This is a genomic window from Aeromonas bestiarum, from assembly GCF_028751155.1.
Taxonomy (GTDB): Bacteria; Pseudomonadota; Gammaproteobacteria; order Enterobacterales; family Aeromonadaceae; genus Aeromonas; species Aeromonas bestiarum.
This window is the reverse complement of the sequence record NZ_CP064746.1, coordinates 3,359,726-3,384,164: the sequence shown is the minus strand read 5'-3', so window position 1 is coordinate 3,384,164 and position 24,439 is coordinate 3,359,726. Positions and strand designations below refer to the sequence as shown.

The window sequence follows — 24,439 nt, the reverse complement described above, 5'->3', positions numbered from 1 at the left end:
AACTGTCAGGAACGTCTCCTGTGGATCCGGTTTAGGTGATCTTCCACCGCTGCTGTTACGTTTTGTCACATTTATACATAGTCACGGCATAGTCAGGGGGTAACATTGTACCCATCATTGATGAAGTGCCCCCCTTTTCTCTTAATTTCATGGATTGCTTGATGAAAATGCGTATGTGGCTGTCGATAGCCTGTCTCTCCCTGCTGATGTCGGGTGTCTGGTATTACCGTAACAACGAACCTGCCAGCAAACCCCAGCCCCGCCAGGTCAATATCAGGGCGCAGACGGTCAAGCAGAGCCTGGCCGAACCCACCATCAAGCTGGTGAGCAAGCTGGCGGCCAACCGCTCCGTGGTGATAAGCCCCGAGGTGACCGGCCGCATCGTCAAGATAGCGGTGCGCTCCGGCCAGCAGGTCAAGCGGGGCGATACCCTGATCGCCCTGGATACGGGCAAGCAGCTGGCGGAGCTCGCGGAGCAGAACGCCAGCGTGCGCGACGAGGCCCGCAAGCTGCGGGACATGCGCCGGCTGGTGGCGCGCGGTGCCATCACCACCTCAGAGCTGGAAGGGCAGGAGGCCATAGTGGCCCAGGCCCAGGCCCGCGCCGATGCGGCCAAGTACGAACTGTCGCTGCGCACCCTGCAGGCACCGTTTGACGGCACCGTCAGCCTGATAGACCTGAGTGAAGGGGCCCTGGTCAATAGTGGCGATACCCTGCTCCATCTCGATGAGCTGGCCAAGCTGCGGCTCGATCTGGCGGTGCCAGAACGCTATCTCTCCCTGCTGCGTCCCGGCATGGCGGTGACGGCGACCAGCTCGGCCTGGCCGGACCAAGCGTTCAGCGGCGTGCTGGAGACCCTCGACAGTCGGGTGTCCAACGATACCCAGAACATCAAGGCGCGGGTCATCATTCCCAATCCCGATGGTCAGCTGCGGCCCGGCATGCTGCTCAACGTCGAGCTCTCCCTGCCACCCCAGAAGATGACCCTGATCCCGGCCCAGTCGGTGGAGTATGCCGGCGCGCAACGTTTCGTCTATCGCCTGGAGGCGGACGGTCGGGTGACGCGGGTGCCCGTGGTGCTGGGGGATACCCATGGCGAGGAGGTGTGGGTCACCGAAGGCCTGAAGGTCGGCGATCGCATCGCGGTCGAGGGGCTGGTCAATCTGCGTGACGGTGCCAGCGTGCACGATCTGGCGGAGGTAAAAGGCTGATGTGGCTCTCCGATATTTCTGTCCGACGCCCGCTGGTGGCGGTGGTAGTGAGCGCCCTGCTGACCGTGTTCGGTCTGGTGGCTTTCAGCAAGCTGACGGTGCGGGAGATGCCGGACGTGCAGATCCCGTCCGTCTCCATCTCCACCACCTATGAGGGGGCGGCGCCCGCCGTCATGGAGAGCCAGGTCACCAAGCCCATCGAGGATCAGCTCTCCGGCATCAGCGGCATCAAGAACATCAACTCTGTGACCCGCAAGGGGCGCTCCGTCATCACTGTGGAGTTCAAGCTTGGCTGGAACATGGTGGAGGGCACCTCGGATGTGCGTGACGCCATCTCCCGCGCCCGCCCCAGGCTGCCGGATGACGTGGATGAACCCATGGTCACCAAGGACAACGGCAACGGCGATGTGGCGGTCTGGCTCAACTTCAGCAGCACCCAGATGGACCGTACCGCCATGACCGACTACGCCAACCGCGTGCTGGTCGATCCCCTGAGTCTGGTGGACGGGGTGAGCGAGGTGGCTCTCTCCGGCGATCTGACCCAGGTGATGTACGTGCGGCTGCGCCCCGCCGACATGGCGGCCCGTGGCATCACGGTGGCGGATGTGCAGGACGCCCTCAAGCGCGAGAACATAGAGCTGCCGGGCGGCGAAATTCGCAACAACAGCATGACGATGGCGGTGCAGATAGCCCGTCTCTACCACACGGCCGCCGATTTTCAGGCCTTGCAGGTGCGCACCGCCGACAACGGCCAGAGCATCTACCTGGCGGATATCGCCGACGTGGAGGTGGGCGCCAAGAACGAAGACAGCGCCTACCAGCGCAACGGCCGCGAGAGCCTGGGGATAGGCATAGTGGCCCAGTCCACCGCCAACCCGCTGGCGGTGGCGCAGGGGGTAGAGAAGAAGATGGCCGAGATGCAGCGCTTCCTGCCGGAGGGGGCCACCCTGGAGATTGACTACGACTCCACCATCTTCATCAAGCAGGCCATCGACGAGGTGTACGAGACGCTGGCCATTTGCGCCGTGCTGGTGGTGGCCGTGCTCTACCTGTTCCTGGGGCAGGGGCGCACCACCCTGATCCCGGCCATTACCGTACCTGTGTCGCTCATCTCGGCCTTCATCGGGGCCTGGTATCTCGGTTTTTCCATCAACCTCATCACACTGCTGGCGCTGATCCTCGCCATCGGTCTGGTGGTGGATGACGCCATAGTCGTGGTGGAGAACATCCACCACCACCTGCAACGGGGCGAGCCACCGCTGCTGGCGGCCTGGCACGGCACCCGCGAGGTGGGTTTTGCCGTGGTGGCGACCACGGCCGTGCTGGTGATGGTGTTCGTGCCCATCGCCTTCATGGATGGCATGGTGGGGCGGCTCTTTACCGAGTTCGCCATCCTGCTCTCCCTGGCTGTGCTCTTCTCCTCCCTGGTGGCACTGACCCTGACCCCGGCCATGGGCTCCTGGCTGATGCGCTCGGTCGACAAGCCCAACGTGCTGACGGCGGCGCTCGATCGCGGCCTCGGCTGGGTGGAGAAGCACTATCGCAATCTGCTGGGCTGGGTGCTGCGCCGCTCGGCCTGGACCCCGCTGGTGCTGCTGCTTTGCCTCGGCGGCATCGGCGCCCTGTTTGGCCAGCTGCCCACCAGTCTGACCCCGACCGAGGATCGGGGCGTGCTCTATGTGTTCGTGAAAGGGGCCGAGGGCACCAGCATAGAGCGGATGAAGCGCAACATGCAGCAGGTGGAGGCGGCCATCATGCCGCTGCTGGGCAAGGGGGTGGTGCAGGCCATGAGCTTCAGCACCCCGGCCTTCGGCCGTGGCGGCGATCAGACCGGGATGGCGATCATCCAGCTCACCGACTGGGCCGAGCGGGATGAAACCGCCACCGAGTTTGCCCAGTCCCTGAGCGGGCGGCTGGCCGGCATTCCCGACGTGATGATCCGCACCTTCCAGCCGGGCTTTCGCGGTGGCTCCACCGCCGCGGTGCAGTTCGTGCTGCAGGGCTCGGACTATGCCGAGCTCTATCAGCAGGGGCTGGCCCTGAAAGAGGCGGCGGCCCAGAGCGGCCTGATGGTGACGCCGGATCTCGACTACGCCGAGAAGACCCCCGAACTGCAGGTGACCATAGAGCGGGACAGAGCCAGCCAGCTCGGCATTCCGGTGTCGACCGTGGCCAGCTCGCTGCAGGCCCTGCTCGGTGGCGTCAGCCAGACCACCTATGTGGACAGGGGCGAGGAGTACGACGTCTATCTGCGCGCCAATCAGCGCGACTTCAACGGCGTGTCCGATCTCAGCCGCATCTATCTCAAGGCCGCCAGTGGCGAGATGGTGAGCCTCTCCACCCTGGCGACCGTCACCCAGGTGGCGAGCCCGCAGCGGCTCAACCACTACCAGCGGCAGAAGGCGGTGACCCTGACCGCCGATCTGGCGCCGGATCGCACCCTGGGCGAGGCGCTGGACTTCCTCGACGGCTGGGCCAGTGCCAATCTGCCGAGCGGCATGACGGTGGATTATGCCGGCGAGTCCAAGGACTATCGCGACAACCAGGGCGAGATGGTGATGGTGTTCGCGCTGGCCCTGCTGGTGGTCTATCTGGTGCTGGTGGCCCAGTTTGAAAGCATGCTGACCCCGGCTGTGGTGATGGTGACGGTACCACTTGGCATCTTCGGCGGTCTGCTCGGCCTCTGGCTGACGGGGCAGGAGATGAGCATCTACAGCCAGATCGGCATGATCATGCTGATCGGCATGGTGACCAAGAATGGCATATTGATCGTGGAGTTCATCAACCAGCTGCGCCAGTGTGGCGAGGCCTTCGACGAGGCCATCATAGCCGGCTCGGTGCGCCGTCTACGCCCCATACTGATGACCTCGTTGACCGCCATTATCGGCGCCGTGCCGCTGATGGTCTCCATGGGGGCGGGTTATGAGAGCCGGATGGCTGTGGGGACAGTGGTTTTCTTCGGGCTCTCCTTGGCGACCCTGGTGACCCTGGTGATGGTGCCTGCCATCTATCATCTGCTGGCCAAACGGGCGGGCATGACGGGGGCGCGGGATCTGCTGGTGGACCAGGCGCTGGCGGCCCAGTCGGCGGTCAAGAGTCAGGACAAACCGGCGGCCTGATACCTACACCCATATAGGTGAAAGACGCAGAAAGCAGATGGCATCACCCCAGCGTGCGGTTAATATATAGCCAGTTTTAACGCTGAGGTGAGCTATGTTGCCATCTGCTATCTATGAACCGCTGCCCTTCGCTTATATGGGCAGCGGTTTGCTGTTGTTGGGGGTTGCCGATCATCCGGGCCTGCTGTTGGCCGGACTGGCATTCTATCTGGCCGGATCCCTGGCCTGGTTCAGACGCAGTGCCTACCGTCGCCCCGACAAGCCCGTGGTGCGAAAGCAGGGCTGGCCGCTGTGGCTCTACGAGAGCCGCCCGTTCGCACTGATCCTGCTGGGCTTGCTGATGCTGCGCCTCGCGACCCACCCCATCTTCCTGGCGCCGGCGCTGGTCTGGTGCCTACTCGGTGGTTATCAGCTGCTGCAGCGCCACTACAGCCGCATAGTGCTGGCCCGCGTCCTGGCCTGATCCCGTTCAACCCCGCGTTATTGAGGCGAGCCCGTCACTGGCTCGCCTTTTCCTCGTGCTCTGTGGGGGCAAAAAGCCATCGCCCCCGCTTCGCTCTGCCGGTATAATGCGCGACCCGAATTGTTCCAGGTGTTCAAAATGCAGCCGGTTACCCACCTTTTCTCCTATCCCCGCTACTGGGCCGAGTGCTACGGCACTGCGCCCTTCCTGCCCATGTCCCGCAAGGAGATGGACAAGCTCGGCTGGGACAGCTGCGACATAGTCCTGGTGACCGGTGACGCCTACGTGGATCACCCGAGTTTCGGCATGGCGGTCATAGGCCGCATGCTGGAATCCCAGGGCTTTCGGGTCGGCATCATAGCCCAGCCGGACTGGTCATCTAAGGATGACTTCATGCGCCTGGGCAAACCGAATCTCTTCTACGGGGTAACGGCGGGCAACATGGACTCCATGATCAACCGCTACACCTCCGACAAGAAGCTGCGCCACGACGACGCCTACACCCCGGGGGATGTGGGCGGCAAGCGGCCGGATCGCGCTACCCTGGTCTACACCCAGCGCTGCAAGGAGGCCTTCAAGGAGGTCCCCGTGGTCATAGGTGGCATAGAGGCGTCGCTGCGCCGCATCGCCCACTACGACTACTGGTCCGAGACCATACGCCGCTCCATCCTGCTGGACGCCAAGGCCGACATCCTCATCTATGGCAACGCCGAGCGGCCGCTCATCGAGGTGGCGCACCGCATCGCCAACGGCGAGACCATGGAGACCATGCAGGACATTCGCGGCACCGCCGTGATCCGCAAGGAGCCGCTGCCCGAGTGGCGCGGGGTGGATTCCAGCAAGCTGGATCAGATCGGCCGCATCGACCCCATCATGAACCCCTATATGGAAGGGGCGCCCTGCTCGGACGATGAAGGCACGGCGCCGGTGGAGCAGGAGGCCAAGCCGGTATTGGTGCAGCCGCCCAAGCAGAAACCCTGGGAGAAGACCTACGTCAAGCTGCCGGCGTTCGAGCGGGTGAAGGAAGACAAGGTGCTCTACGCCCATGCGTCGCGCATCCTGCACCACGAAACCAACCCGGGCTGCGCCCGCGCGCTCTCCCAGGCTCACGGCGATCGCATCGTCTGGGTCAACCCGCCCGCCTTCCCGCTGGAAACCGACGAGATGGACGGCGTGTTCGGCCTGCCGTATCAGCGGGTGCCGCACCCGGCCTATGGCAAGGAGAAGATCCCGGCCTACGAGATGATCAAGACCTCGGTCAACATCATGCGTGGCTGCTTCGGCGGCTGCTCCTTCTGCTCCATCACGGAGCACGAGGGGCGCATCATCCAGAGCCGCTCGGAAGAGTCGATCATCAAAGAAATCGAAGAGATCCGCGACAAGGTGCCTGGCTTTACCGGCGTCATCTCGGATCTCGGCGGCCCCACCGCCAACATGTACAAGCTGCGCTGCAAGAGCCCCAAGGCCGAGCAGACCTGTCGCCGCGCCTCCTGTGTCTGGCCGACCATATGCCCGCACATGGACACCGACCATACCCCGACCATAGACCTCTATCGCAAGGCGCGGGATGTGAAGGGCATCAAGAAGATACTGATCGCCTCCGGGGTGCGCTACGACATCGCCGTGGAAGATCCGCGCTACATCAAGGAGCTGGCCAAGTACCACGTCGGCGGCTACCTCAAGATCGCCCCCGAGCACACCGAGGAGGGCCCGCTCTCCAAGATGATGAAGCCGGGCATGGGCAGCTACTACAGCTTCAAGGAGCTGTTCGACAAGTATTCCAAAGAGGCGGGCAAGCAGCAGTACCTGATCCCCTACTTCATCTCCGCCCACCCGGGCACCACGGATGAAGACATGGTGAACATGGCGCTCTGGGTCAAGACCAATAGCTTCAAGCTGGATCAGGTGCAGAACTTCTACCCGTCGCCGCTCGCCAACGCCACCACCATGTATTACACCGAGAAAAACCCGCTCAACAAGGTGAGCCGCCAGGGTGGGGATGTGTTTGTGGTCAAGGGTGAGCGCCGTCGTCGCCTGCACAAGGCGCTGCTGCGCTACCACGATCCGGCCGGCTGGCCGATGATCCGCGAAGCCCTGCTGGAAATGGGCAAGGGTCACCTGATCGGCAACGGCCCCAACTGCCTGGTGCCGCCGGAAGGGCGCGGCGAGGCGGTGGCCTCGCGCAGCATCAACAAGGGGCTGAAACCGGCCCTGACCCGCCACAGCAATATCGTTCATCAGCGGGGCAATGGGGCTGGCAAGGGTGCCTCTGCCGGTAAGGGCGCAGTGGCTGTCGCCTCGCAAGGCAAGGCTCGCAACGACACCCCAGCTGCCAGCAAGGGCGGCAAGGCGGGCAATGGCAAGCCAGTAGGCTCCCAGCCCCCTAAAGGGGCGGGCGGCAACGGTAAACCCGCCGCTCAAGGGGCAGGTCAGGGCAAACCAGCAGGGCAGGGGAAACCTGTGCACAAGGGTAAAGCCCCGACCCGCGCTGGCTCAGCCAAACCGGCAGCCCAAGGTGGCAAGCTTGCCGCAAAAGGCGGAGCAGCCAAGCGACCGGCTCGCTGATATTCCCTGATGGGAAGAGATAGAAATAAAAAGGGCGACTGGATGGTCGCCTTTTGAATAGCTAATTCATATAAAGAGTTTATTGATAAGTTCATGTCATTATTTAATAAAATCGAAATGTGTAATAGCTTTAAATAGTATTATGTATGGCTTTTTGTCCCCCTTTGCCTTCAGAGTGGAAGGCATAGGGGGAAGTATTAAATAACCGCTACTTTCATTTTGGTTCTGATCTGATTTATGCAATTAAGCAGATTTGAAAATGAATTTACATGTGAGCTTTGTTGCGCCCTGATTATTATCTCATCCAAAAAAGGTTGTGTTGCAACCCCACTTGAATTTGACTTTGAATACATTATCCTATTTTCTCTCAACGCAGTGGATGCATATTTAAAGTGGAATTGAGAGTGAGTGTAATCCTCGCTGTAGTTCCCCATTAATTCAGGATCGTCTGCATTTACATCGTAATATCTCTTGAAGTCGACGAGTAATTTTTCCCTCGGCACTCTTGGAATGGCTCTTCTGTTTGCCAACAGAAATGTTTCAAAGCATCGATTCTGAACAATCACGATAACATGCAATCTGTCTGGTATAACTCTCTGGTCAATTTCTTGGCGAACTGAATGCTCACGAGATACTGGGGATTCCTCATCACTATCAATTATTATTATTAAGTAGTCTACATTCGACATGCTTGCATTCTGAATTGCCCCGTCGATATGATCTATAATGGAAGGGTATCCATTTCCACTCACAAAAAAAATACCGGCATCAGAGTTTTTAAACTGCTCAAAATCCTCGGATGTAGTATATATATTTTTAATAGGAAGTAAGCGTTCAAACCATTTTGGGTAAACGGTCATTTCTGTTGAAATACCTTCAACTAAAACATAAATCTTCATTATCTGCTCCCAGAAGATCTATATTGCTTGCTATTTATAAGCTTAATAAATGAATCATGGGCACTAGTAGATTCCATGATTTCTGTTGCTTTGTTTGCTGATATGAGTCCTCCGTTACGAGTCACAATACGCCAGTCTTTTGGTGTTATTTCGTTAATGATTCTTGGGTGGTGAGTACTTATAATTGTCTGTATATCTGCAGACTGTAGTTCAGCGATTATATCTGGTAAGCAGTTTACACCAAGTCCATTTTCAATTTCGTCAATAAAAAGCACGTTATTCCCAACACCTAAATAGATGTAGGCCATGATCATCATTGATTTAAACATTCCAGAAGATATCATCTCTTGAGATACAACACTATCATCTTCCATGACAAGAGATATTGATACGCCACGTCTATTATTAGAGGCAGAACCATTTTGAGATGGGGCTCTACGCGTTGTTGGCTTTATTTCTTTAACGTTAGAGAAGATTGTTTTGAATAAAAATGATAAATCATCAAATCGTTGCTTGTCATATTTATGGCAAAAGAATAGCTTATGTCTGATATCTAAAGACGGAAATAAGGCATTGACTTGGTCAAAAGATAATATTTTATTATCTTTGTTTGCTTTGGACAGCGCTTTTTCTGTCACATCATTAAAATATATTATCATTCTTTCATCTAACACGCTTCGACCATTCGATGAAATGAAAGTCATAGCTTGCAAGCTGTTGTAAATATCACGTAGAGAGTCATCATCTCTCAATGAATGGATAATACTTTTAAACTTATCGATCGCGGGTAGTTTGGTGCCGTTTAAGAAGGATACACCATTACTTTTACTATAAAGTATATTTCCATCTAACAGAATCTCCTCATTAATCAATACAGATTTGCTTTCTTCATCATAATCTGTTTCTGAAGAGAATTCTCCAGACCACGAAATGTCTTTTTTATCAATGCTGATGAAGCGAACAGTCCATTTATCACCAGGAGAGGATTTCCCAGAAGCTATGGATTTCATTGTACCAAAAGCATTCATAATAGTTGTTTTTCCTGCGCCGGAAACACCAACCAATAAATTAGTTTTACCAAATTCAATTTTTTCAATATTAATTTTATTTAATGCATCTGTAAAAGAAAAATCAATAATTCTCATATGACCACCCACAATACATCTGGAGTATAAAATGGCTCCGACAATAAAACTATCAGTCTATCAACTCAAGCTTTTCTTGCTTTGTCTAGATTCGTATCATGTACAGGACCTTAAGCATGAAATATGGGACCTCCAACTTTCGGTGTGAGGCGTAACACCACCAAATCACACGCTACCGCCCGTGGATTGCAGCTTCCAATTTGCTTCATTGACCAGCGTGGGCAGCAACACATCGTATCGCGGCTCAACAGGTTCTGATGGTCATCGTAAGCCAAACGAAGCTGCTTAGGCGAGCATCAGAACTGATACAGCCATCAGAAAGTTATTGTTTTTTGAACTCCGTCATCAAAGCGCATCACCATATGCAATCAAAGCAGCCAGTTTGAGGTGGCTTTGCTATCTTGGCGGCTGACTAAAGGGTAGGAGAGGCATAGCGGACTCTACCCTGAATACATTGCAGCAGCAGATATCCCTGACAGGAGTGAGCAGATGGCAGTTAAAGTCCGATCCAGAAGAGAGAAGATTGGCAGCGGGATCGGGCTGGTGCTCGGGCTTATTGCGTTCAATCTGATTGCGCCTCTGCTCCTCGAATCAACAGAGATCTCCGATATGACCCGGATGATAGGAGCCATGATCAGCGCCATGATCTGCTCCGAGCTGGGGGCCCGAATCGGTAAGTGGCTCAATGCCAGAGAGCAGGCCAAATCCCCAGAGTAGAGGGCGGCATGGGCCGCCCTTGTTTGGTTTGTCGCTTAGCCACCGCGGCGTCCGGGTTCGCTGCGATGCAGGAAGGTGGTCAGGGTATCGCGCGGGGGCGTGATGCCGCACTGCACCAGAATCCGCCCGATGGCCCCCCTGTGATAGCCGCCGTGGGTCACCAGATGGAGCAGCATTTCCTCGCGGCTCATCTGCCCCCTGTCGCCATCGACAAAGCGAAATGAAAGCGAGGTTTCACCCTCTTGCGGGCTCAGGGTAGCGATGTAATCCATCAGCCAGTTATCCAGTGCCGTGACCGAGCTGCGCAGTGCCGCCAGGGTCGGCGTGTCCGGGGTATTGGTGGCCCTGAAGCCGTGGGTCTCCCCCAGCAGATTGGCCTTGAAGATGGCATCGACCACATGGATATGGTTGAAGATCCTAAGGCAGGTGTGGTGGGCTTCGGCATATTGCTGCGCGTCCAGCGTGGCGATCGCATCCAGCAGCTCGTCATCGGCCCAACGCTTGTAGTGAAAGAGGGATTGCAGCGTCTTGTTGCTCATCGGTTCCTTGCCCCTATGTCTCCTTGAAGTGGGGCATGTTAGCCAAAATGGGTGCAATACGAAACCCGTTTTACTGGCGATGTGCATCACTTCGACCCTCCCCTTGGCAGGGGGGAGTAAAGCCACTTCCGTCTGCTCCTCGCCCTTGCGAAGGGGGAGGCTGAGAGGGGGTAGGGCAGCCCGGGTTGCGGCAAGGCTGGATCTGCGGGGAAAATCCTGAGATGGTGCGGGCACTTAGCCGGTTATCCACTTATCCAGTGATCGAGTGACAAGGAGTCCCCATGCGCATTGCCCTAGTAGGTCTTGGTGATATCGCCCAGAAGGCTTATCTGCCGCTGCTCGCGAGCGACGAGCGGGTCACCCCGCTGCTCTGTACCCGGAGTCCAGCTGTGCTGGGCAAGCTGGCCCGCCAGTATCGGATTGAGGAGTGCTTTACCAAGGCGGAGGCGCTGCTCGCGAGCCGCCCGGATGCCGTGATGATCCACGCCGCCACAGCTGTGCACTTTGAGCTGGCCCGCCAGTGCCTGCAAGCGGGTATCCCTACCTTCGTGGACAAGCCGCTCTGCTTTGATTACGCCGAAGTGGAGGCGCTCGCCAATCTCGCTATCTCCCAAGATTGTCCGCTGTTTGTGGGCTTCAACCGCCGCTATCTGCCCGCCATGAGCGCCGCCCGGGCACAGCCGCTTGCAGATAATCAGCCGCTTACCGAGCTCAACTGGCAAAAGCACAGACACGCCCTGCCGGGGCTGCCGCGTCCGTTCCTGTTCGACGACTTTATCCATGTGCTCGACAGCCTCTGTTTCTATGGCGGCGCGCCTACTGGGGATCTCCATGCTGTGCTGCGGCGAAGCCCCCGGCAGCCTGAGCTGCTGGCCGGGGTGAGCGTCGCCTGGCAAAGCGGGCAGGTCGCGGTGAGCGGCAGCATGAATCGCAGCGCCGGCATCACGGAGGAGCGTATCGACGCCTATGGCGACAACCTCTCTCTGCACCTTGAGAACTGCACCCGGGGCACTATTGCCCGAGACAAGACGCTGCAGACCCTGGCACCGGACGACTGGCAGCCGGTGCTGGCCCAGCGGGGCTTCGTGGCTATGCTCGATCACTGGTATCGACAAATCGAGCTGGGCAAGGCCAATGGAGCCCTCATCGAGAGCTATCTGCAGAGCCATCGACTGGCCGAGCGGCTGGTGGCGCTGGCGACCTGATCCTTCTCCTGCGCCTGTGGGCCTGATTGGGCGGGCCCGCACGGGTGAGGAAACAGGCAGACCACTGTACAAGATGGCGGATCCCTGCGCAGTCAGCCGGCGAGGGCGCCGCCGCGCGAGCCAAGCGGACGCTTGTTTGCTATCTTGGCGCCCATGAACTGCCTTCAGAGCAACAGAGTGTCATGAGCATTGTTTTGGGAATGGAGCCGGGCCACCGGCTCACGGGTGACGAGGCTGTGAGCCGCCCCCAGGCCAGCATGGCGGAGCGGCCATGAGCATTATTCTGGGGATAGACCCAGGTTCACGCATCACAGGCTATGGCGTCATCCGCATAGTCGCAGGCAAGGCGGAATACCTGGGCTCGGGCTGCATCCGCACCGATTTGGGCGAGCTGCCGTCGCGCCTCAAGCAGGTGTATGACGGGGTGAGCGAGATCATCACCCAGTTCAAGCCGGACGAGTTCGCCATCGAGCGGGTCTTTATGGCGCGCAATGCCGATTCGGCCTTGAAGCTGGGTCAGGCCCGTGGCAGCGCCATAGTCGCGGCGGTCAATGCCCTGCTGCCGGTCAGCGAATACTCGGCGACCCAGATCAAGCAGGCTGTGGTGGGCACGGGCGGGGCGGCCAAGGAGCAGGTGCAGCACATGGTGACCCATCTGCTCAAGCTGTCGGCCACTCCCCAGGCGGATGCGGCGGATGCGCTCGGGGTGGCGCTCTGCCACTTCCATACCCGCCAGAGCCTGATCAAGATGGCGGGGCGGGCCACCAGCTCGGTGCGCGGCCGCTATCGCTGAACCCTGCCGACGCTGACTGCGTCTGAGGAGCAATGTGAGAGGAGGGCGCCCGGGCGCCCTCCTCGTTTATCCGTTGCGGCTGGGTCCTCAAGTGTGCGCCATCCTGTTGTTAAAAGCCTCAACAGAGTCACAAGTTGTCGTACCAGATGGCGGGACGCCATTCGGGACTGACGACAATCCTCTTGATGAATCAATTACTTGTGACCTTGATCACACTTTCCTGGCGAGACAGGTTCACTTCGCCTCGTCATGTCACGCTCCCATAATGTGGCGCCGTTTAAGAACGGCGACTTCGTGAGCCCAGGCTCATGTTCCATCCATCATTGGGAGAGTTGAGAGTGAAACCTTTTGCAGCTGAGTTTATGGGCACCTTCTGGCTGGTGCTGGGGGGTTGTGGCAGCGCAGTGCTGGCCGCCGCCTTCCCGAACGTGGGAATAGGCCTGCTGGGCGTGGCGCTGGCGTTCGGTCTGACTGTGCTGACCATGGCCTATGCCATAGGCCACATTTCAGGTTGTCACCTGAACCCGGCCGTGACCGTCGGGCTCTGGGCCGGTGGCCGCTTCCCGGCGTCCGGTGTGCTGCCTTACATAGTCGCTCAGGTATTGGGCGGGATTGCGGCGGCAGTCGTGCTCTATGTGATCGCCAGCGGTCAGGCCGGGTTTGACTTAAGCGCCGGTTTTGCCTCCAACGGCTATGGCGAGCACTCGCCGGGCGGCTACAGCCTGCTGGCAGCCCTGGTGTGTGAAGTGGTGATGACCGGTTTCTTCCTGTTCGTCATCATGGGCGCCACCGACAGCCGGGCCCCGGCCGGTTTTGCTCCCATCGCCATCGGTCTGTGCCTGACGCTCATTCACCTCATCAGCATTCCGGTGACCAATACCTCGGTCAACCCGGCGCGCAGCACAGGGGTTGCCCTGTTCGTGGGTGACTGGGCCCTCGGCCAGCTGTGGCTGTTCTGGGTTGCTCCGATCGTCGGTGCCATTCTGGGTGCATTGGCCTATCGCGGGATCGCGACCAAAGCCTGATCCGTCAGGGCAACAAAGTGTGGTATCGACACGCCCCCGGGCGTGTTTTTTCGTTTCTGGCGGGTACGAAAACGGGCCGCAAGGGCCCGGTTGGTTGTGTTGCAGGGTGAAAGAGGGAAGGGGTCACAGGCCCTTGGTGCTCAACATGTCCTTGTAGCGCTGGCGCAACAGCTGCACCCGCTCCACATAGGCGCGGGTCTCGGCATAAGGGGGTATGCCCCCATGTTTTTGCACAGCGCCGGCCCCCGCGTTGTAGGCCGCGGTCGCCAGCGCCACGTTGCCGCCATACTGCTTGAGCAGCCCCGCCAGGTATTTCACCCCGCCAAAGATATTCTGCTCGGCCATCAGGGCATCGCCGACCCCCAGCTCGCGCGCCGTGGCCGGCATCAGCTGGGTCAGCCCCATGGCACCCTTGCGGGAGACCGCCAGCGGGTTGAAGGCGGATTCGGCGTGGATCAGCGCCCGGATGAGCGCGGGCTCCACCTGATAGGCCTTGGCTGCCGCCTGTATCGTGCTGGCGTAGTCGTAGAGAAATAGGCCAGTGGTGCGCCAGTTGACCTTGGAGGCCGGGTCGCAGGCGTAGCAGTCGTTGAACAGCAGCAGCTCGTAGTGGCCCTGCTCCGGCATCATGTCGGAGTAGCGGATCACGCCGTTTTTTTGCACCGATTTGTAGACCTGGATCTGGCGCGTGCCGGGCGGCAGGCTGGCGGTCAGCCGGGTGGGTTCGGGCCGTGCGCTGGGCGCGGGCATTGGCTTGGGCGCCGCAAGAGGAACTGAGAGGGGGGCCTGCGCCTCTGTGGTCAGGATCACCACCTCGGCCGGCGTGGGAGTCTGGCTCCAGCCGGGCGGGGAAAACAGCGGGATCAATCCCATCAACATCCATGCTTTCAACGGCTTGCTCCCTTAGCCTCGTTAGCCTTGTTGAGTAAAGCATCATGGCGCTGGCAGAACAAGCTGCCGATGAGCGCAGCGCCTGAAATAAACCGGCAAATAAAGAGGGGCCGCGCAGTGGCGGCCCCCGTCCGGTGTCTCTTCCTTATTCCTGCAGCCAGAGCCGGGCACTGCGGGCGGGGATGGCGACCCGTACCCACTGGCTCTGCACATTGATCAGGACGTTGCTGTCGAGCACGTCCCGGTAGTTGCGATACCAGTTCATCTCGAACTTGGCGGTATCGAGCCAGTACTCCTGCTCGTAGTCACACTTGTTGATGCCGACCAGCCCCAGCTTACCGCGCTTGAACAGCACGAAGCAGTCGCCGCTGCCGATGAGCTGCATCGGCTGGCCCTGCACCGTATTGTGGAAGCGGATCATCCCCTTGAGGTCGCTGCGCTGATAGTAATCCTGCCAGCGCAGCCCGTCCTTGGCCTGGGTCTCGCCGTGATCGGAATAGACCAGGGGCGAGCCGCCATCGCGGCCGAGCAGGTAGGCATAGGCCAGCTTCTCGTCGGTCTGGTTCAGGATCTGGTAGCGAAAGCCATCGTTGGTGGGAATGTCGTGGGTGATGGCGAAGGTGACAGCCCGGCTGCCCGGCAGGGCCTGACCGTAGGCACCCGGATCCGCCAGCAGGTTCATGCTGCCGCCATAACCCAACGCCCCGCGCAGGGAGGCAAACAGCGGGAAGTCATAGGCCCCCTGACCGCTGCTGTCGAGATAGGGTTTGAGGAAGCGTTCGTAATCCGTGCTGCCGGCGCCCCCCGTGGTGATCACCTCACCAAACACCTGCACGCCCTGTTTGATCTCGGGGGTGAACACGGCGTTGATCTGGTAATCGCTCATGTGCTTGACCGCATCGACCCGAAAGCCCTTGATCCCCATCCCCTTGAGCGCCTTGAGGTAGGCCTGTTGCTGGCTCACCACCCAGTTGTTGGGGTCGAGATCCGGCAGCCCCTTGTCACCGGCGCCGCCGCACAGGCGCCAGTACTGGACGTGGCCCGGATCGCTCCAGTCGGTGATGCAGCCTTCGGGATGAAAATCCGATCCCGCCAGCAAGTTCTGGCCCAGATCGCCGAACAGCTTCTGGCGCTCGAAGTAGGCGGGGTTGGCCGCATACTGGCCGAGCAGTTCGCTGCCGGGGTAGTTGAGATCGCTGCGCTTCCAGCTCTCGTTGGCCATGTGGTTGAGTACCACGTCCGCATAGACGGCTATGCCTCGCGCCTGCATGGCGGCGATCAGCTGCTCGAGATCCTGCTTGTTGCCAAGGGGGGTGTCGATGAGGCGCAGATCCTGCGGTTGATAGCGTGCCCACCACTCGTTGCCCGATGACTTGAGGGGCGGCGAGATGAGCACCTGCTTGTAGCCGGCGGCCTTGATGAGATCGGCCTTGGCGGTGACTTCACTGTATTTCCAGTTGAAGGCGTGCAGTATGACGTCGGCTTGCGCCAGAGGGGCGATCAGCATGCCTGCGATCACCCAGATTCCCGCTGTTTTTTTCATTATTGTCAGTCCTTGTTTGGGTGCCCATGTGGGCACCCAGAGCCTCACATCGGCCCGCCGGGCCGGCAATCTCCTTTTGACTGTTTTGTGAGCATTTTCAAAGGGGAGTATGCGGATCTGTGACGGCTTGCATAAAACCGTCTAGCCCCCGTCATTACTGACTTTTCCATCACTTCAGCGGCTGGCCGGCAACTCAGTCGAGGCCGTTGTTGTAGAGCGGCTGCCAGGCACAGAAACGCTGGCCGTTGCGGCTGTTTTGCAGCCAGAAACGGTTGCAGTTGTCGTCGTAGTTGCTGGCGCCGACGTTGACGGCATAGCTGCTCAGGCGCTGCCCCTGCAGGGATTGGAACACCCCGTTGTAGAGCAGGGAGAAGTGCAGGTGCGGGCCTGTGGAGGAACCGCCCTCGCACAGCGCCTCGTTGCGGTTGCTGGCATAGGTGCCTATGGGGGTGTCGGCGGCCACGTAGTCGCCGCTGCGTACCGAGATGCCGCTCATGTGGTAATAGTTGGTGGCCCAGCCGTTGGGGGCCGTGACTCGTACCTGGCAGCGGGAGAAGACGGTGACTGTGCCGCTGTTGGCGGCGGTGACCGTGTAGGTGGCACCGCCCCAGCCCGGCCAGTCGTAGGAGACGTCGATGGAGGAGTAGGGGTAGCCCGAGCCGCTATGGGAGTGGGCGCCGTTCACCTTCCAGCTGTAGCCCTGGCGCCAGGGCAGCTGGAACTGGCCGCCGGCCAGCCGGGCTGGCGGCCTTGCAGCAGGGGGCTTGGGCGAGATCATGGCCTCCTTGCCAAACAGGGTCTGCCACTGCTCGCTCAACTGCTGCCGCTCGTGCGGGCCAAGCAGGCTGGCCAGGGCGGCCTGGTGCGCGGCAAGCGGGGGCAGGGCGGGGGCGCTGCGCTGGCTCAGCCGCAACTGGGCCTGGGCCTGATAGAAGCGCTCGGAGAGCTGGCGCGCCATCGACTCAACCTGGTTGTCAAAGCCCCTGGCCTTGACCAGCCGGGCGAATGGCGCCGCCATGGCCTGTTCCGAGGGGGCCGAGATGAGCTGGCTGCTCGCCTCCATCAGGGCCAGCAGCAGCTGGGGGTTGAGGCTGGTGATGCCGCTCCAGTGCAGGATCACCTCCTCCTTGGGCAGCAGGTGGGGCGCCTGTTGCAGCAGGAAGTCGTGCAGATCGAACGCCATGGCCGCCTCGCCAAACACGAAGTGGGCCTCGTCCAGCGGCACAGTGACGGCGTCGCTGGCGATGAGCTGCTGCCGGCTGAAGTGGTAGGGAGCAAGCGGGGTGTGGATATCGCCGGCCCAGCTGGCGGTGGGGAGCAAGGCCAGCATCAGCAGTGAAGGTATGGGTCTGAACATGGTATCTCCTTGGCAAAGTGGTGAAGGTGTCAGCGTGGGAGTGATCCCGCTCAGGCAACGACAGCGCGATGCTATGCCAAGGTTTCACCATAGGGTGACAGGCCGGAATTGCTATTCGAATGAGGCTTTTTGTTGCAGTGGATGACCCGTATCAATTGTTAACAAATGTTTACATAAATAGTTTCTGATGCTAAATCAGCCACTTGTTAACGAGTGAGTGAGGCCTGGTCGTAAAATCCGGCGGATCGAGCAAGCAGTGCCCGTGCGGGGGATAGCGTGATAGGATTGCCCCTGGTTTCTGCGGCCGGTTGCCTGTTGAAAAGTGCGCAAGCAGGGGCTGTTATTGGCTTTTTTGTTACTAAAAGGCGTGATATCTTGCTGGTTAATCTGGTCGGATCTCTTGCCGATCTGCAACTGAATATTGAGGGCTGGGCCGAGTGGCCAAGGATGGAACGGGTGTGATAAGCAAGCGGGCGATGGAGCTCACCTTCGAAGAGTACTGTGATGCGGATCTTTCCCTGATCAGGGACTACTACGAAACCACTTTCTCCCATTACGTGCCGGATCTGGCCGAACGTATCTTCGTGGTGCGCGACGCTCACTGGCTGGTGGGCGCCGTGCGTCTACGCGACGAACAGGATTATTACCACCTGTGCGGCTTTCGCCTGCTGCCCCATTACCAGTCGCTGGGACTGGGCTCCCGTCTGTTGCAGCACGCCTGCAACGATCTGCTGGACAAGCCGGTGGTGTGCCAGGCATTGCCGTTCGAGAAGCCGTTTTACCTCAAGGCCGGTTTTGCCGACCTGCCCCTGCACGAGCTGGATGGCCCGCTCTTCTCCCTCTATGACCAGCAGCGCGAACAGGGTTATCAGATCGAGCTGCTGGTGCGTCAGACCAAGGCCCCCGTCTACAACTGACGGCTCACTGGGGCTTGGTCAGCAGGTGGATCTTGCCCGGTGACAGCTCAAGCCCCAGCAGATTCTCTTTCAGCCAGGCCTGGTTCGGGTCCTTGTCGTTGAGGCGATAGACAGGCTGGGTCTCCAGCCGTTTCTCCATGCTCTGCAGCAGCATGCCGAGCATGAAGCCGAACTTCTGCTGCGCCGCTTCCGGCTCCAGCTTGTACTCAATCAATTTCATGTTGTCGAGGAAGAGGGCGCTCTGGGCCTTGTCATAGCGCGGCCTGGCCTCATAGGTCATGTTCAGGCGCGCGTCGTATTCGGTCTGATCCGGCAGGGCGATTTTCAGCTTGCCCTTGCCATAGACGCGGGCGGTATCCGGGCTCTGGCGCCCGATCTGGACGTCGCTCTGCTCGAGCTGCACATGGGCCTTGATGATGCCGGGCAGCTCCAGCTGTTTGTTCACTTGTACCTGGGATTGCAGGTACTGGTTTATCTGTTGCTCATTGATGTCATATGAGCCTTGGCCTAGCATGGCCAGACTCAGCAGCATAGATTGCAGGATCATGCTAACGACCTGATAGAATGGGTGTGTTTTACAGCATACCATCCTGGCCCCGTGGGATCTGCCCACCGCATGTCACTCTGGTGTACAAGGAGTTCTCTTGATCAATGGCTTGGAGCACGACATCCAGCTGCTGTTTTCCCAGTTCCTCGGCTGGCTGCTGCTGCTATTTCACACCGTGATCGTGACGGGGGTCTCCCTGCGGGTGGTGATGAAACGGCGCCCCATCGGTGTCTCGCTGGCCTGGCTGGCCCTCATCTATGCCATCCCGTTTGCTGGGGTAGGCTTCTACGTGCTGTTTGGCGAGATCCGGCTCGGCCGGCGTCGCGCCGAACGGGCCCAGGCCATGTACCGCCCTTACGCCATCTGGATCCGCCAGCTGGCCCGCCTCTTCCCCCAGCACTGCTGTGAGGTGGGGGAGAAGGCCCAGCCGCTGCACGATCTGATCCAGAGCCGGCTGGCCATGCCCATGCTCTCCGGCAACCGGATGACGCTGCTGAGCAGGCCGGAATCCATCTTGCGCGAGATAGTGCGCGACATCCGCCAATCCTCCCAGTCCTGCTATCTGGAGTTCTACATCTGGCATCCGGGTGGCGATGCCGACGAGGTGTGCGAAGCGCTGATGGAGGTAGCGGCGCGCGGCGTGGATTGTCGTCTGCTGCTCGATTCCATGGGCAGCAAGGCCTTCTTCCGCTCGTCCTGGCCGAAGCAGTTGCGCAAGGCGGGGGTCAAGCTGGTGGAGGTGCTGCCGGTCGGCGCCTGGCGCATCCCGTTCCAGCGCCAGGACTTGCGCATGCACCGCAAGCTGGTGGTGATCGACGACAGGGTTGGTTACACCGGCTCCATGAACATGGTGGATCCCCGCTTCTTCAAGCAGAACGCCGGGGTCGGCCAGTGGGTCGACATCATGATCCGGGTGCAGGGGCCCATGGTGCCGCTGATGTGGTCCATCTTCGTCTGGGACTGGGAGATGGAGACCGGCGAGCGGCTGCTCGACAGCCTGCAGCACGAGCCAGAGGCCTGGCCCCAGAGCAACTATCGGGCCCAGCTCATTCCGTCCGGCCCCTTCGTCGGCGGTGACTGCATCCAGCAGAGCCTGCTGCTGGCCATCTATCAGGCCCGTCACCATCTGGTGCTGACCACCCCCTATTTCGTGCCGGATGATCCGCTGGCGGCGGCGCTCTCCTCGGCGGCGGCGCGCGGGGTGCAGGTGCAACTGGTATTGCCGGCGCGCAACGACTCCCTGATGGCCAATCATGCCTGCAACGCCTTCATGGAGGAGCTGCTGGAGGCGGGGGTCGAGGTCTACCGCTACGATGCCGGTCTGCTGCACACCAAGAGCGTGCTGGTGGATGACGACTTCGCGCTGGTGGGCACGGTGAACCTGGACAGACGCAGCCTCTGGCTCAACTTCGAGGTGACCCTGCTCATCGACAACCCGGTGTTTGTCGCCGAGATGACCCAGCTGGTGCAGGGCTACATGATAGAGGCGACCCCCATGTCGCTGGCCAAGTGGCGCGCCCGCCCCTGGTACAAGAAGGTGACGGAGAACATCTTCTATCTGTTCAGCCCCTTGCTGTGACATCACATATTTGCGGCCGACGCCGAATTGGACTTGCCTAGCCCCGATATGGCCCCGTAGAGTGCGGCAATGAGCCTTTGGAGAATCATATAAAGATGAAGAAGCGAGTAGCGCTGGCCGTCGGTGCGGCCCTGGTAGTGGGTGGACTGGGTGCCTGCTGGCACACGGGCAATACGTTCGATCGCATCATGGCCGAGCAGATTGCCAAGGTGAAGCAGGAGAGCGGCGTCGAGCTGACCTGGCAGCCGGGTGGCAGCAACCTGTTCACCCGCGATGGTGTGCTGAAGGTGGTGGTCACGCCACAGACCCTGGCCAGCCTGGATGGTCAGCTGGAAGGGAGCGAGCCGGTCGAGGCGCAGTTCATCGTAAACAGCCGCATCCTGCCGCTCTATATCAAGAGCAACATGCTGCTCGACACCAAACAGGGCTCGCTGGCCCCTGTGTTCAGCGCGCTCAAGCTGGAGCAGTGGCAATTTGGCATAGAGTCGGTCAGCAGCCTCTGGACCGCCAGCAACAGCAGCCGCTTCTGGGCCAACGAATTCAAGGTCAAGCAGGGGCTCGACGAGTTCAGCTTCCTGCCGATGAAGGGCGACTATCACGGCGATCTGGAAGGCAATGGTCACGTCACCTTCCATTGGCAGGGCATGACGCTGCACGAAGAGCAGAGCAAGATGGACATGGTGCTGGCCGAACTCAAGGGCAGCGCCGACATGGCCGAGATCAGCGGTATCTGGCTCTCGCCTCGCAGCGACATGACCCTATCCGCACTGTCGGTGCAACTGCCTGACAGCGTCAAGGTGTCACTGCAGGGGCTGACCACGGAAACCCAGCTGGCAGGGGACGATGCCCAGACCCTCTCCAGCAGCTATCAGATGAAGGTGAATACCCTCAATCTGGAGAACGAGACCGACAACCTGGCGCTGACCCAGAGCAAGCTGGCCCTGAATCTCAAAGGGCTGGATCTGGAAGGCTATCAGGCGCTGCAGGCCGCCAGCGGCCAAGGGGTGGAAGATCAAGCCATCCAGCAGGCGCTGGACAAGCTGCTCAAACGCGGCGCGACCCTGGAGCTGGTGGACTTGAGCGCCCAGCTCAACGGCGAGCCCGTCTCCATGAAGGGGGACGTCAAGCTGGCGGCCACCTCGCTGGAGCAGCTGTTCAACAGTGAAGAGGGGATGCACGCCCTGTCCGGCCTGCTGCACGCCAACCTCAGCGGCCAGCTGGGCAAGGCAGTGCCGCAACTGGCCCCGATGCTGGAGCAGTTTGCCGCCATGGGCTACCTCAAGGCGGACAAGGCCCAGCTGACCGCCGAGTTCAAGCTCGACAAGGGTGCCATGACCATCAATGGTCTGCCGCTGTAAGCCGAATGCAACAACAGGCAGTGCAGAAACAACAAAGGCTCCCGTGGGAGCCTTTGTTGTTTCTGGCGTGATGCCGCAGGCGGGTTACTTGAACACCACCGTCTTGTTGCCGTAGACGAACACCCGCTCGTTGAGCACCAGCTCCAGCGCGCGGCTCAGCACGGATTTCTCCACGTCGCGACCGGCCCTGGCCATGTCGTCGGCACTGAAGGCGTGGCCGACATGGATCACGTCCTGCTCGACTATGGGGCCCTCATCCAGATCGTCGGTGACGAAGTGGGCGGTGGCGCCGATCAGCTTGACCCCGCGATCGAACGCCTGGCGGTAGGGACGGGCACCGATGAAGGCCGGCAGGAAGGAGTGATGTATGTTGAGGATCTTGCGCGGATAGGCCTCGACGAAGCTCGGCGTCAGCACCCGCATGTACTTGGCCAGGATCACGTAGTCGGGCTGATAGCCGTCTATGATGGCGCGTACCTGCTCTTCGTGCTCGGTGCGGCTCAGATCCTCGTGACTGACGGTGTGGAACGGGATGTCGAACTTGCCCGTCAATTCTGCGAGCGTGTCGTAGTTGCCGATCACCGCCACTATGTCCATGTCCAGCGCGCCGGCGTAGTTCTTCATCAGGATGTCGCCGAGGCAGTGAGTCTCCTTGGTCACCAGGATGACGATGCGCTTCTTGCCGGCCTTGACCAGACGGCGTTGGGCACCGGCGGGCAGGGCATCATCCAGATCCGCCAGCAGGGTCTCGTCGTTGAAACGACCCTCCAGCTCGGTGCGCATGAAGAAGCGGCCGTTTTCGTGATCCACGAACTCGTCGTTCTTGTTGATGTTGAGCTGGTGCTTGTAGCAGATGTTGGTGATCTTGGCGATGAGGCCCTTGGCGTCCGGACAGTCCGTCAGCAGTATTTTCTTTTCCATCTCTGTCATGATTCCGTTTGTGGTGTTGGCGCCTGAGTCTGCGCAGGCTGCGCGTTTTTTCAGGCACTATGCCATAAACAAAATCAGAAAAGACAGTGCCCCGTGCGTGCGTGAGTCAAGTTGCTGGCGGCGGGCACAGGTCGGTTCCATATTCATCTTTGATGGGTTTTGGGCTGGTATCCTGCGTTTTTTTTCTTTAGGCTGTCTGCGCTTATTCTCAGGGCGGGGTGAAATTCCCCACCGGCGGTATCCCGATCTGACTCGGGGAGCCCGCGAGCGCCCGACCTTGCAACCAGGTCGGGGTCAGCAGATCCGGTGAGATGCCGGAGCCGACGGTCATAGTCCGGATGAAAGAGGATAAGACAGATATTGCAGGCATGGCCCCCCTTGGGCTGGCCGCTGCATACCTATCTCTGTCTGCCTTTCCATGCCCTGATTCTGGTCCTTGTCTTGTTTAGGAGTCTTACCATGAATCAGTCTCTACTCAGTGAATTCGGTGATCCCCTTGCGCGCGTCGAAGCGGCGTTGGCGGCCCTGCGGGCCGGTCGTGGCGTATTGGTGGCCGACGATGAAGATCGGGAGAACGAAGGCGACCTCATCTTCGCCGCCCAATCCATGACCAATGAACAGATGGCCATGATGATCCGCGAGTGCTCCGGTATCGTCTGCCTCTGTCTGACCGACGAGCGCGTTCGCCAGCTGGCGTTGCCCATGATGGTGGAGGCGAACTCCAGCCACTATCAGACCGCCTTCACCGTCACCATAGAGGCGGCGCAAGGGGTGACCACGGGCGTGTCGGCGGCCGATCGCGTCACCACCATTCGTGCGGCCATCGCCGATGGTGCCAAACCGTCCGATCTGCATCGCCCCGGCCATGTCTTTCCGTTGCGGGCTCGTACCGGCGGTGTGCTGACGCGCCGCGGCCATACCGAAGCCACGGTCGATCTGATGCAGCTGGCCGGCCTCAAACCGTTCGGGGTCTTGTGTGAACTGACCAAGGAAGATGGCTCCATGGCTCGTCTGCCGGACCTGATTGCCTTCGGCCGCCTGCATCAGATGCCTGTGTTGACCATCGAAGATCTGGTGCAATATCGTCAATTGCTGTCAGAACGTTCAGCCTGAGCCTCATACGAAATTGTAATAAGCCCAAAATTTGGTTACGCTCTGTGCGAACCTCATCCAGAGGCACTCATTTTTGCTTAAAGTTTGCACATAAAGTGTGCAACTAAAAAAAAATGAGGGTTTTAATGCATTTATCTGTGATGGGGCCTATCCAAAGTATGATTCTTTTGTGCCATAATCACGCCGCTTGCTAAACGTCTGGCGAGTTAAAGGGAGCTTTTAAAAATGAAAAAATTGTTGTTGGTAGGTGTTGTTGGTCTGTCCGCTCTGCTGGGCGGTTGTGCAAACACCAGCGAACTGGAAACCTCCGTTCAGAATCTGTCTAACAAAGTTGACCAACTGGCTCAAGATGTTAGCGCAGTTCGTGCTGATCAATCCAAGATCGCTGCTGATGTTGCAGAAGCCAAGCAAGAAGCTATGCGTGCTAACCAGCGCATCGACAACATGGCTACTTCCTACAAGAAGTAATCCATGCGAAAAAATGGCGCATTCATGCGCCATTTTTTTTGCCTGAAATTCGTCA

Annotated in this window: 21 protein-coding genes and 1 riboswitch; of the genes, 13 read left to right on the top strand and 8 right to left on the bottom strand. The window is 59.4% G+C overall.

Annotated features, from left to right (window positions below; genetic code table 11):
* Positions 1-161: 161 nt before the first annotated feature.
* The 4 genes from IU367_RS15600 to IU367_RS15585 all read left to right on the top strand — a co-directional run bounded on the left by IU367_RS15600 (position 162) and on the right by IU367_RS15585 (position 7,358).
* Positions 162-1,211 (top strand): efflux RND transporter periplasmic adaptor subunit, encoded by a 1,050-nt coding sequence (locus IU367_RS15600; protein ID WP_043134617.1) that lies wholly within the window; start codon positions 162-164, stop codon positions 1,209-1,211.
* On the top strand, positions 1,211-4,330 hold the full coding sequence (locus IU367_RS15595; protein WP_274452389.1) for an efflux RND transporter permease subunit: 3,120 nt from the start codon (positions 1,211-1,213) through the stop codon (positions 4,328-4,330). Before IU367_RS15600 ends, IU367_RS15595 begins: the two co-directional genes overlap by 1 nt.
* A 94-nt stretch (positions 4,331-4,424) precedes the next feature.
* Entirely contained in the window at positions 4,425-4,793 is a 369-nt protein-coding gene (locus IU367_RS15590; protein WP_043134620.1) for a hypothetical protein, read from the top strand.
* Positions 4,794-4,931: 138 nt separating this feature from the next.
* Complete coding sequence (locus IU367_RS15585; RefSeq protein ID WP_274452388.1) at positions 4,932-7,358, top strand: YgiQ family radical SAM protein; 2,427 nt, start codon at positions 4,932-4,934, stop codon at positions 7,356-7,358.
* 197 nt (positions 7,359-7,555) lie between these two features.
* On the opposite strand, the gene IU367_RS15580 is transcribed toward IU367_RS15585, so the two are convergent.
* Together IU367_RS15580 and IU367_RS15575 are read right to left on the bottom strand one after the other, a co-directional pair.
* On the bottom strand, positions 7,556-8,257 hold the full coding sequence (locus IU367_RS15580; protein ID WP_274452387.1) for a hypothetical protein: 702 nt from the start codon (positions 8,255-8,257) through the stop codon (positions 7,556-7,558).
* Entirely contained in the window at positions 8,257-9,402 is a 1,146-nt protein-coding gene (locus tag IU367_RS15575; protein WP_274452386.1) for an AAA family ATPase, read from the bottom strand. Before IU367_RS15575 ends, IU367_RS15580 begins: the two co-directional genes overlap by 1 nt.
* Before the next feature lie 489 nt (positions 9,403-9,891).
* Between IU367_RS15575 and IU367_RS15570 the strand changes: the two genes are divergently transcribed.
* Positions 9,892-10,119 carry a hypothetical protein gene (locus IU367_RS15570; RefSeq protein WP_274452385.1) on the top strand — a complete coding sequence of 76 codons (228 nt, stop codon included), beginning with the start codon at positions 9,892-9,894 and terminating at the stop codon, positions 10,117-10,119.
* Positions 10,120-10,154: 35 nt separating this feature from the next.
* Here IU367_RS15570 and IU367_RS15565 read toward each other — a convergent pair whose 3' ends face one another.
* The gene (locus IU367_RS15565; RefSeq protein ID WP_274452384.1) at positions 10,155-10,658 is read right to left on the bottom strand and encodes a DinB family protein; all 504 of its coding nucleotides are present in this window, start codon (positions 10,656-10,658) and stop codon (positions 10,155-10,157) included.
* Between the two features lie 281 nt (positions 10,659-10,939).
* Here IU367_RS15565 and IU367_RS15560 point away from each other — a divergent pair, with 281 nt between their 5' ends.
* From IU367_RS15560 to aqpZ, 3 genes are all read left to right on the top strand, one after another.
* The gene (locus IU367_RS15560) at positions 10,940-11,863 is read left to right on the top strand and encodes a Gfo/Idh/MocA family protein (protein ID WP_274452383.1); all 924 of its coding nucleotides are present in this window, start codon (positions 10,940-10,942) and stop codon (positions 11,861-11,863) included.
* Between the two features lie 271 nt (positions 11,864-12,134).
* Complete coding sequence (ruvC, locus tag IU367_RS15555) at positions 12,135-12,656, top strand: crossover junction endodeoxyribonuclease RuvC (RefSeq protein ID WP_043134627.1); 522 nt, start codon at positions 12,135-12,137, stop codon at positions 12,654-12,656.
* Between the two features lie 338 nt (positions 12,657-12,994).
* On the top strand, positions 12,995-13,681 hold the full coding sequence (aqpZ, locus tag IU367_RS15550; RefSeq protein ID WP_274452382.1) for an aquaporin Z: 687 nt from the start codon (positions 12,995-12,997) through the stop codon (positions 13,679-13,681).
* Between the two features lie 123 nt (positions 13,682-13,804).
* Here the strand turns inward: aqpZ and IU367_RS15545 are convergent, their stop codons facing one another.
* The 3 genes from IU367_RS15545 to IU367_RS15535 all read right to left on the bottom strand — a co-directional run bounded on the left by IU367_RS15545 (position 13,805) and on the right by IU367_RS15535 (position 17,472).
* A complete protein-coding gene (locus IU367_RS15545; RefSeq protein WP_274454389.1) occupies positions 13,805-14,560 on the bottom strand; it encodes a lytic transglycosylase domain-containing protein in 756 nt (251 codons plus the stop codon).
* 157 nt (positions 14,561-14,717) lie between these two features.
* Positions 14,718-16,115 carry an alpha-amylase family protein gene (locus tag IU367_RS15540; RefSeq protein ID WP_274452381.1) on the bottom strand — a complete coding sequence of 466 codons (1,398 nt, stop codon included), beginning with the start codon at positions 16,113-16,115 and terminating at the stop codon, positions 14,718-14,720.
* A gap of 193 nt (positions 16,116-16,308) precedes the next feature.
* On the bottom strand, positions 16,309-17,472 hold the full coding sequence (locus IU367_RS15535) for a M23 family metallopeptidase (protein ID WP_274452380.1): 1,164 nt from the start codon (positions 17,470-17,472) through the stop codon (positions 16,309-16,311).
* Positions 17,473-17,948: 476 nt separating this feature from the next.
* Here IU367_RS15535 and IU367_RS15530 point away from each other — a divergent pair, with 476 nt between their 5' ends.
* Entirely contained in the window at positions 17,949-18,389 is a 441-nt protein-coding gene (locus IU367_RS15530) for a GNAT family N-acetyltransferase (RefSeq protein ID WP_052449139.1), read from the top strand.
* A 4-nt stretch (positions 18,390-18,393) separates the two neighbouring features.
* Here IU367_RS15530 and IU367_RS15525 read toward each other — a convergent pair whose 3' ends face one another.
* A complete protein-coding gene (locus IU367_RS15525; protein WP_026080151.1) occupies positions 18,394-18,936 on the bottom strand; it encodes a YceB family lipoprotein in 543 nt (180 codons plus the stop codon).
* 97 nt (positions 18,937-19,033) lie between these two features.
* Here IU367_RS15525 and cls point away from each other — a divergent pair, with 97 nt between their 5' ends.
* Both cls and IU367_RS15515 read left to right on the top strand, forming a co-directional pair.
* Positions 19,034-20,515: a cardiolipin synthase gene (gene cls / locus IU367_RS15520; protein ID WP_098984681.1), complete on the top strand. Its 1,482-nt coding sequence runs from the start codon at positions 19,034-19,036 to the stop codon at positions 20,513-20,515.
* Positions 20,516-20,610: 95 nt separating this feature from the next.
* The gene (locus tag IU367_RS15515) at positions 20,611-21,873 is read left to right on the top strand and encodes a DUF945 family protein (protein WP_274452379.1); all 1,263 of its coding nucleotides are present in this window, start codon (positions 20,611-20,613) and stop codon (positions 21,871-21,873) included.
* An 84-nt stretch (positions 21,874-21,957) separates the two neighbouring features.
* On the opposite strand, the gene purU is transcribed toward IU367_RS15515, so the two are convergent.
* Positions 21,958-22,794 carry a formyltetrahydrofolate deformylase gene (gene purU, locus IU367_RS15510; RefSeq protein WP_043134635.1) on the bottom strand — a complete coding sequence of 279 codons (837 nt, stop codon included), beginning with the start codon at positions 22,792-22,794 and terminating at the stop codon, positions 21,958-21,960.
* A gap of 209 nt (positions 22,795-23,003) precedes the next feature.
* A riboswitch (FMN riboswitch) is annotated at positions 23,004-23,157 on the top strand.
* 105 nt (positions 23,158-23,262) lie between these two features.
* On the opposite strand from purU, the gene ribB reads away from it, so the two are divergent.
* Both ribB and IU367_RS15500 read left to right on the top strand, forming a co-directional pair.
* Entirely contained in the window at positions 23,263-23,916 is a 654-nt protein-coding gene (gene ribB / locus IU367_RS15505) for a 3,4-dihydroxy-2-butanone-4-phosphate synthase (protein WP_098984679.1), read from the top strand.
* A 225-nt stretch (positions 23,917-24,141) separates the two neighbouring features.
* The gene (locus tag IU367_RS15500; protein WP_005334342.1) at positions 24,142-24,384 is read left to right on the top strand and encodes an Lpp/OprI family alanine-zipper lipoprotein; all 243 of its coding nucleotides are present in this window, start codon (positions 24,142-24,144) and stop codon (positions 24,382-24,384) included.
* Positions 24,385-24,439: the final 55 nt, after the last annotated feature.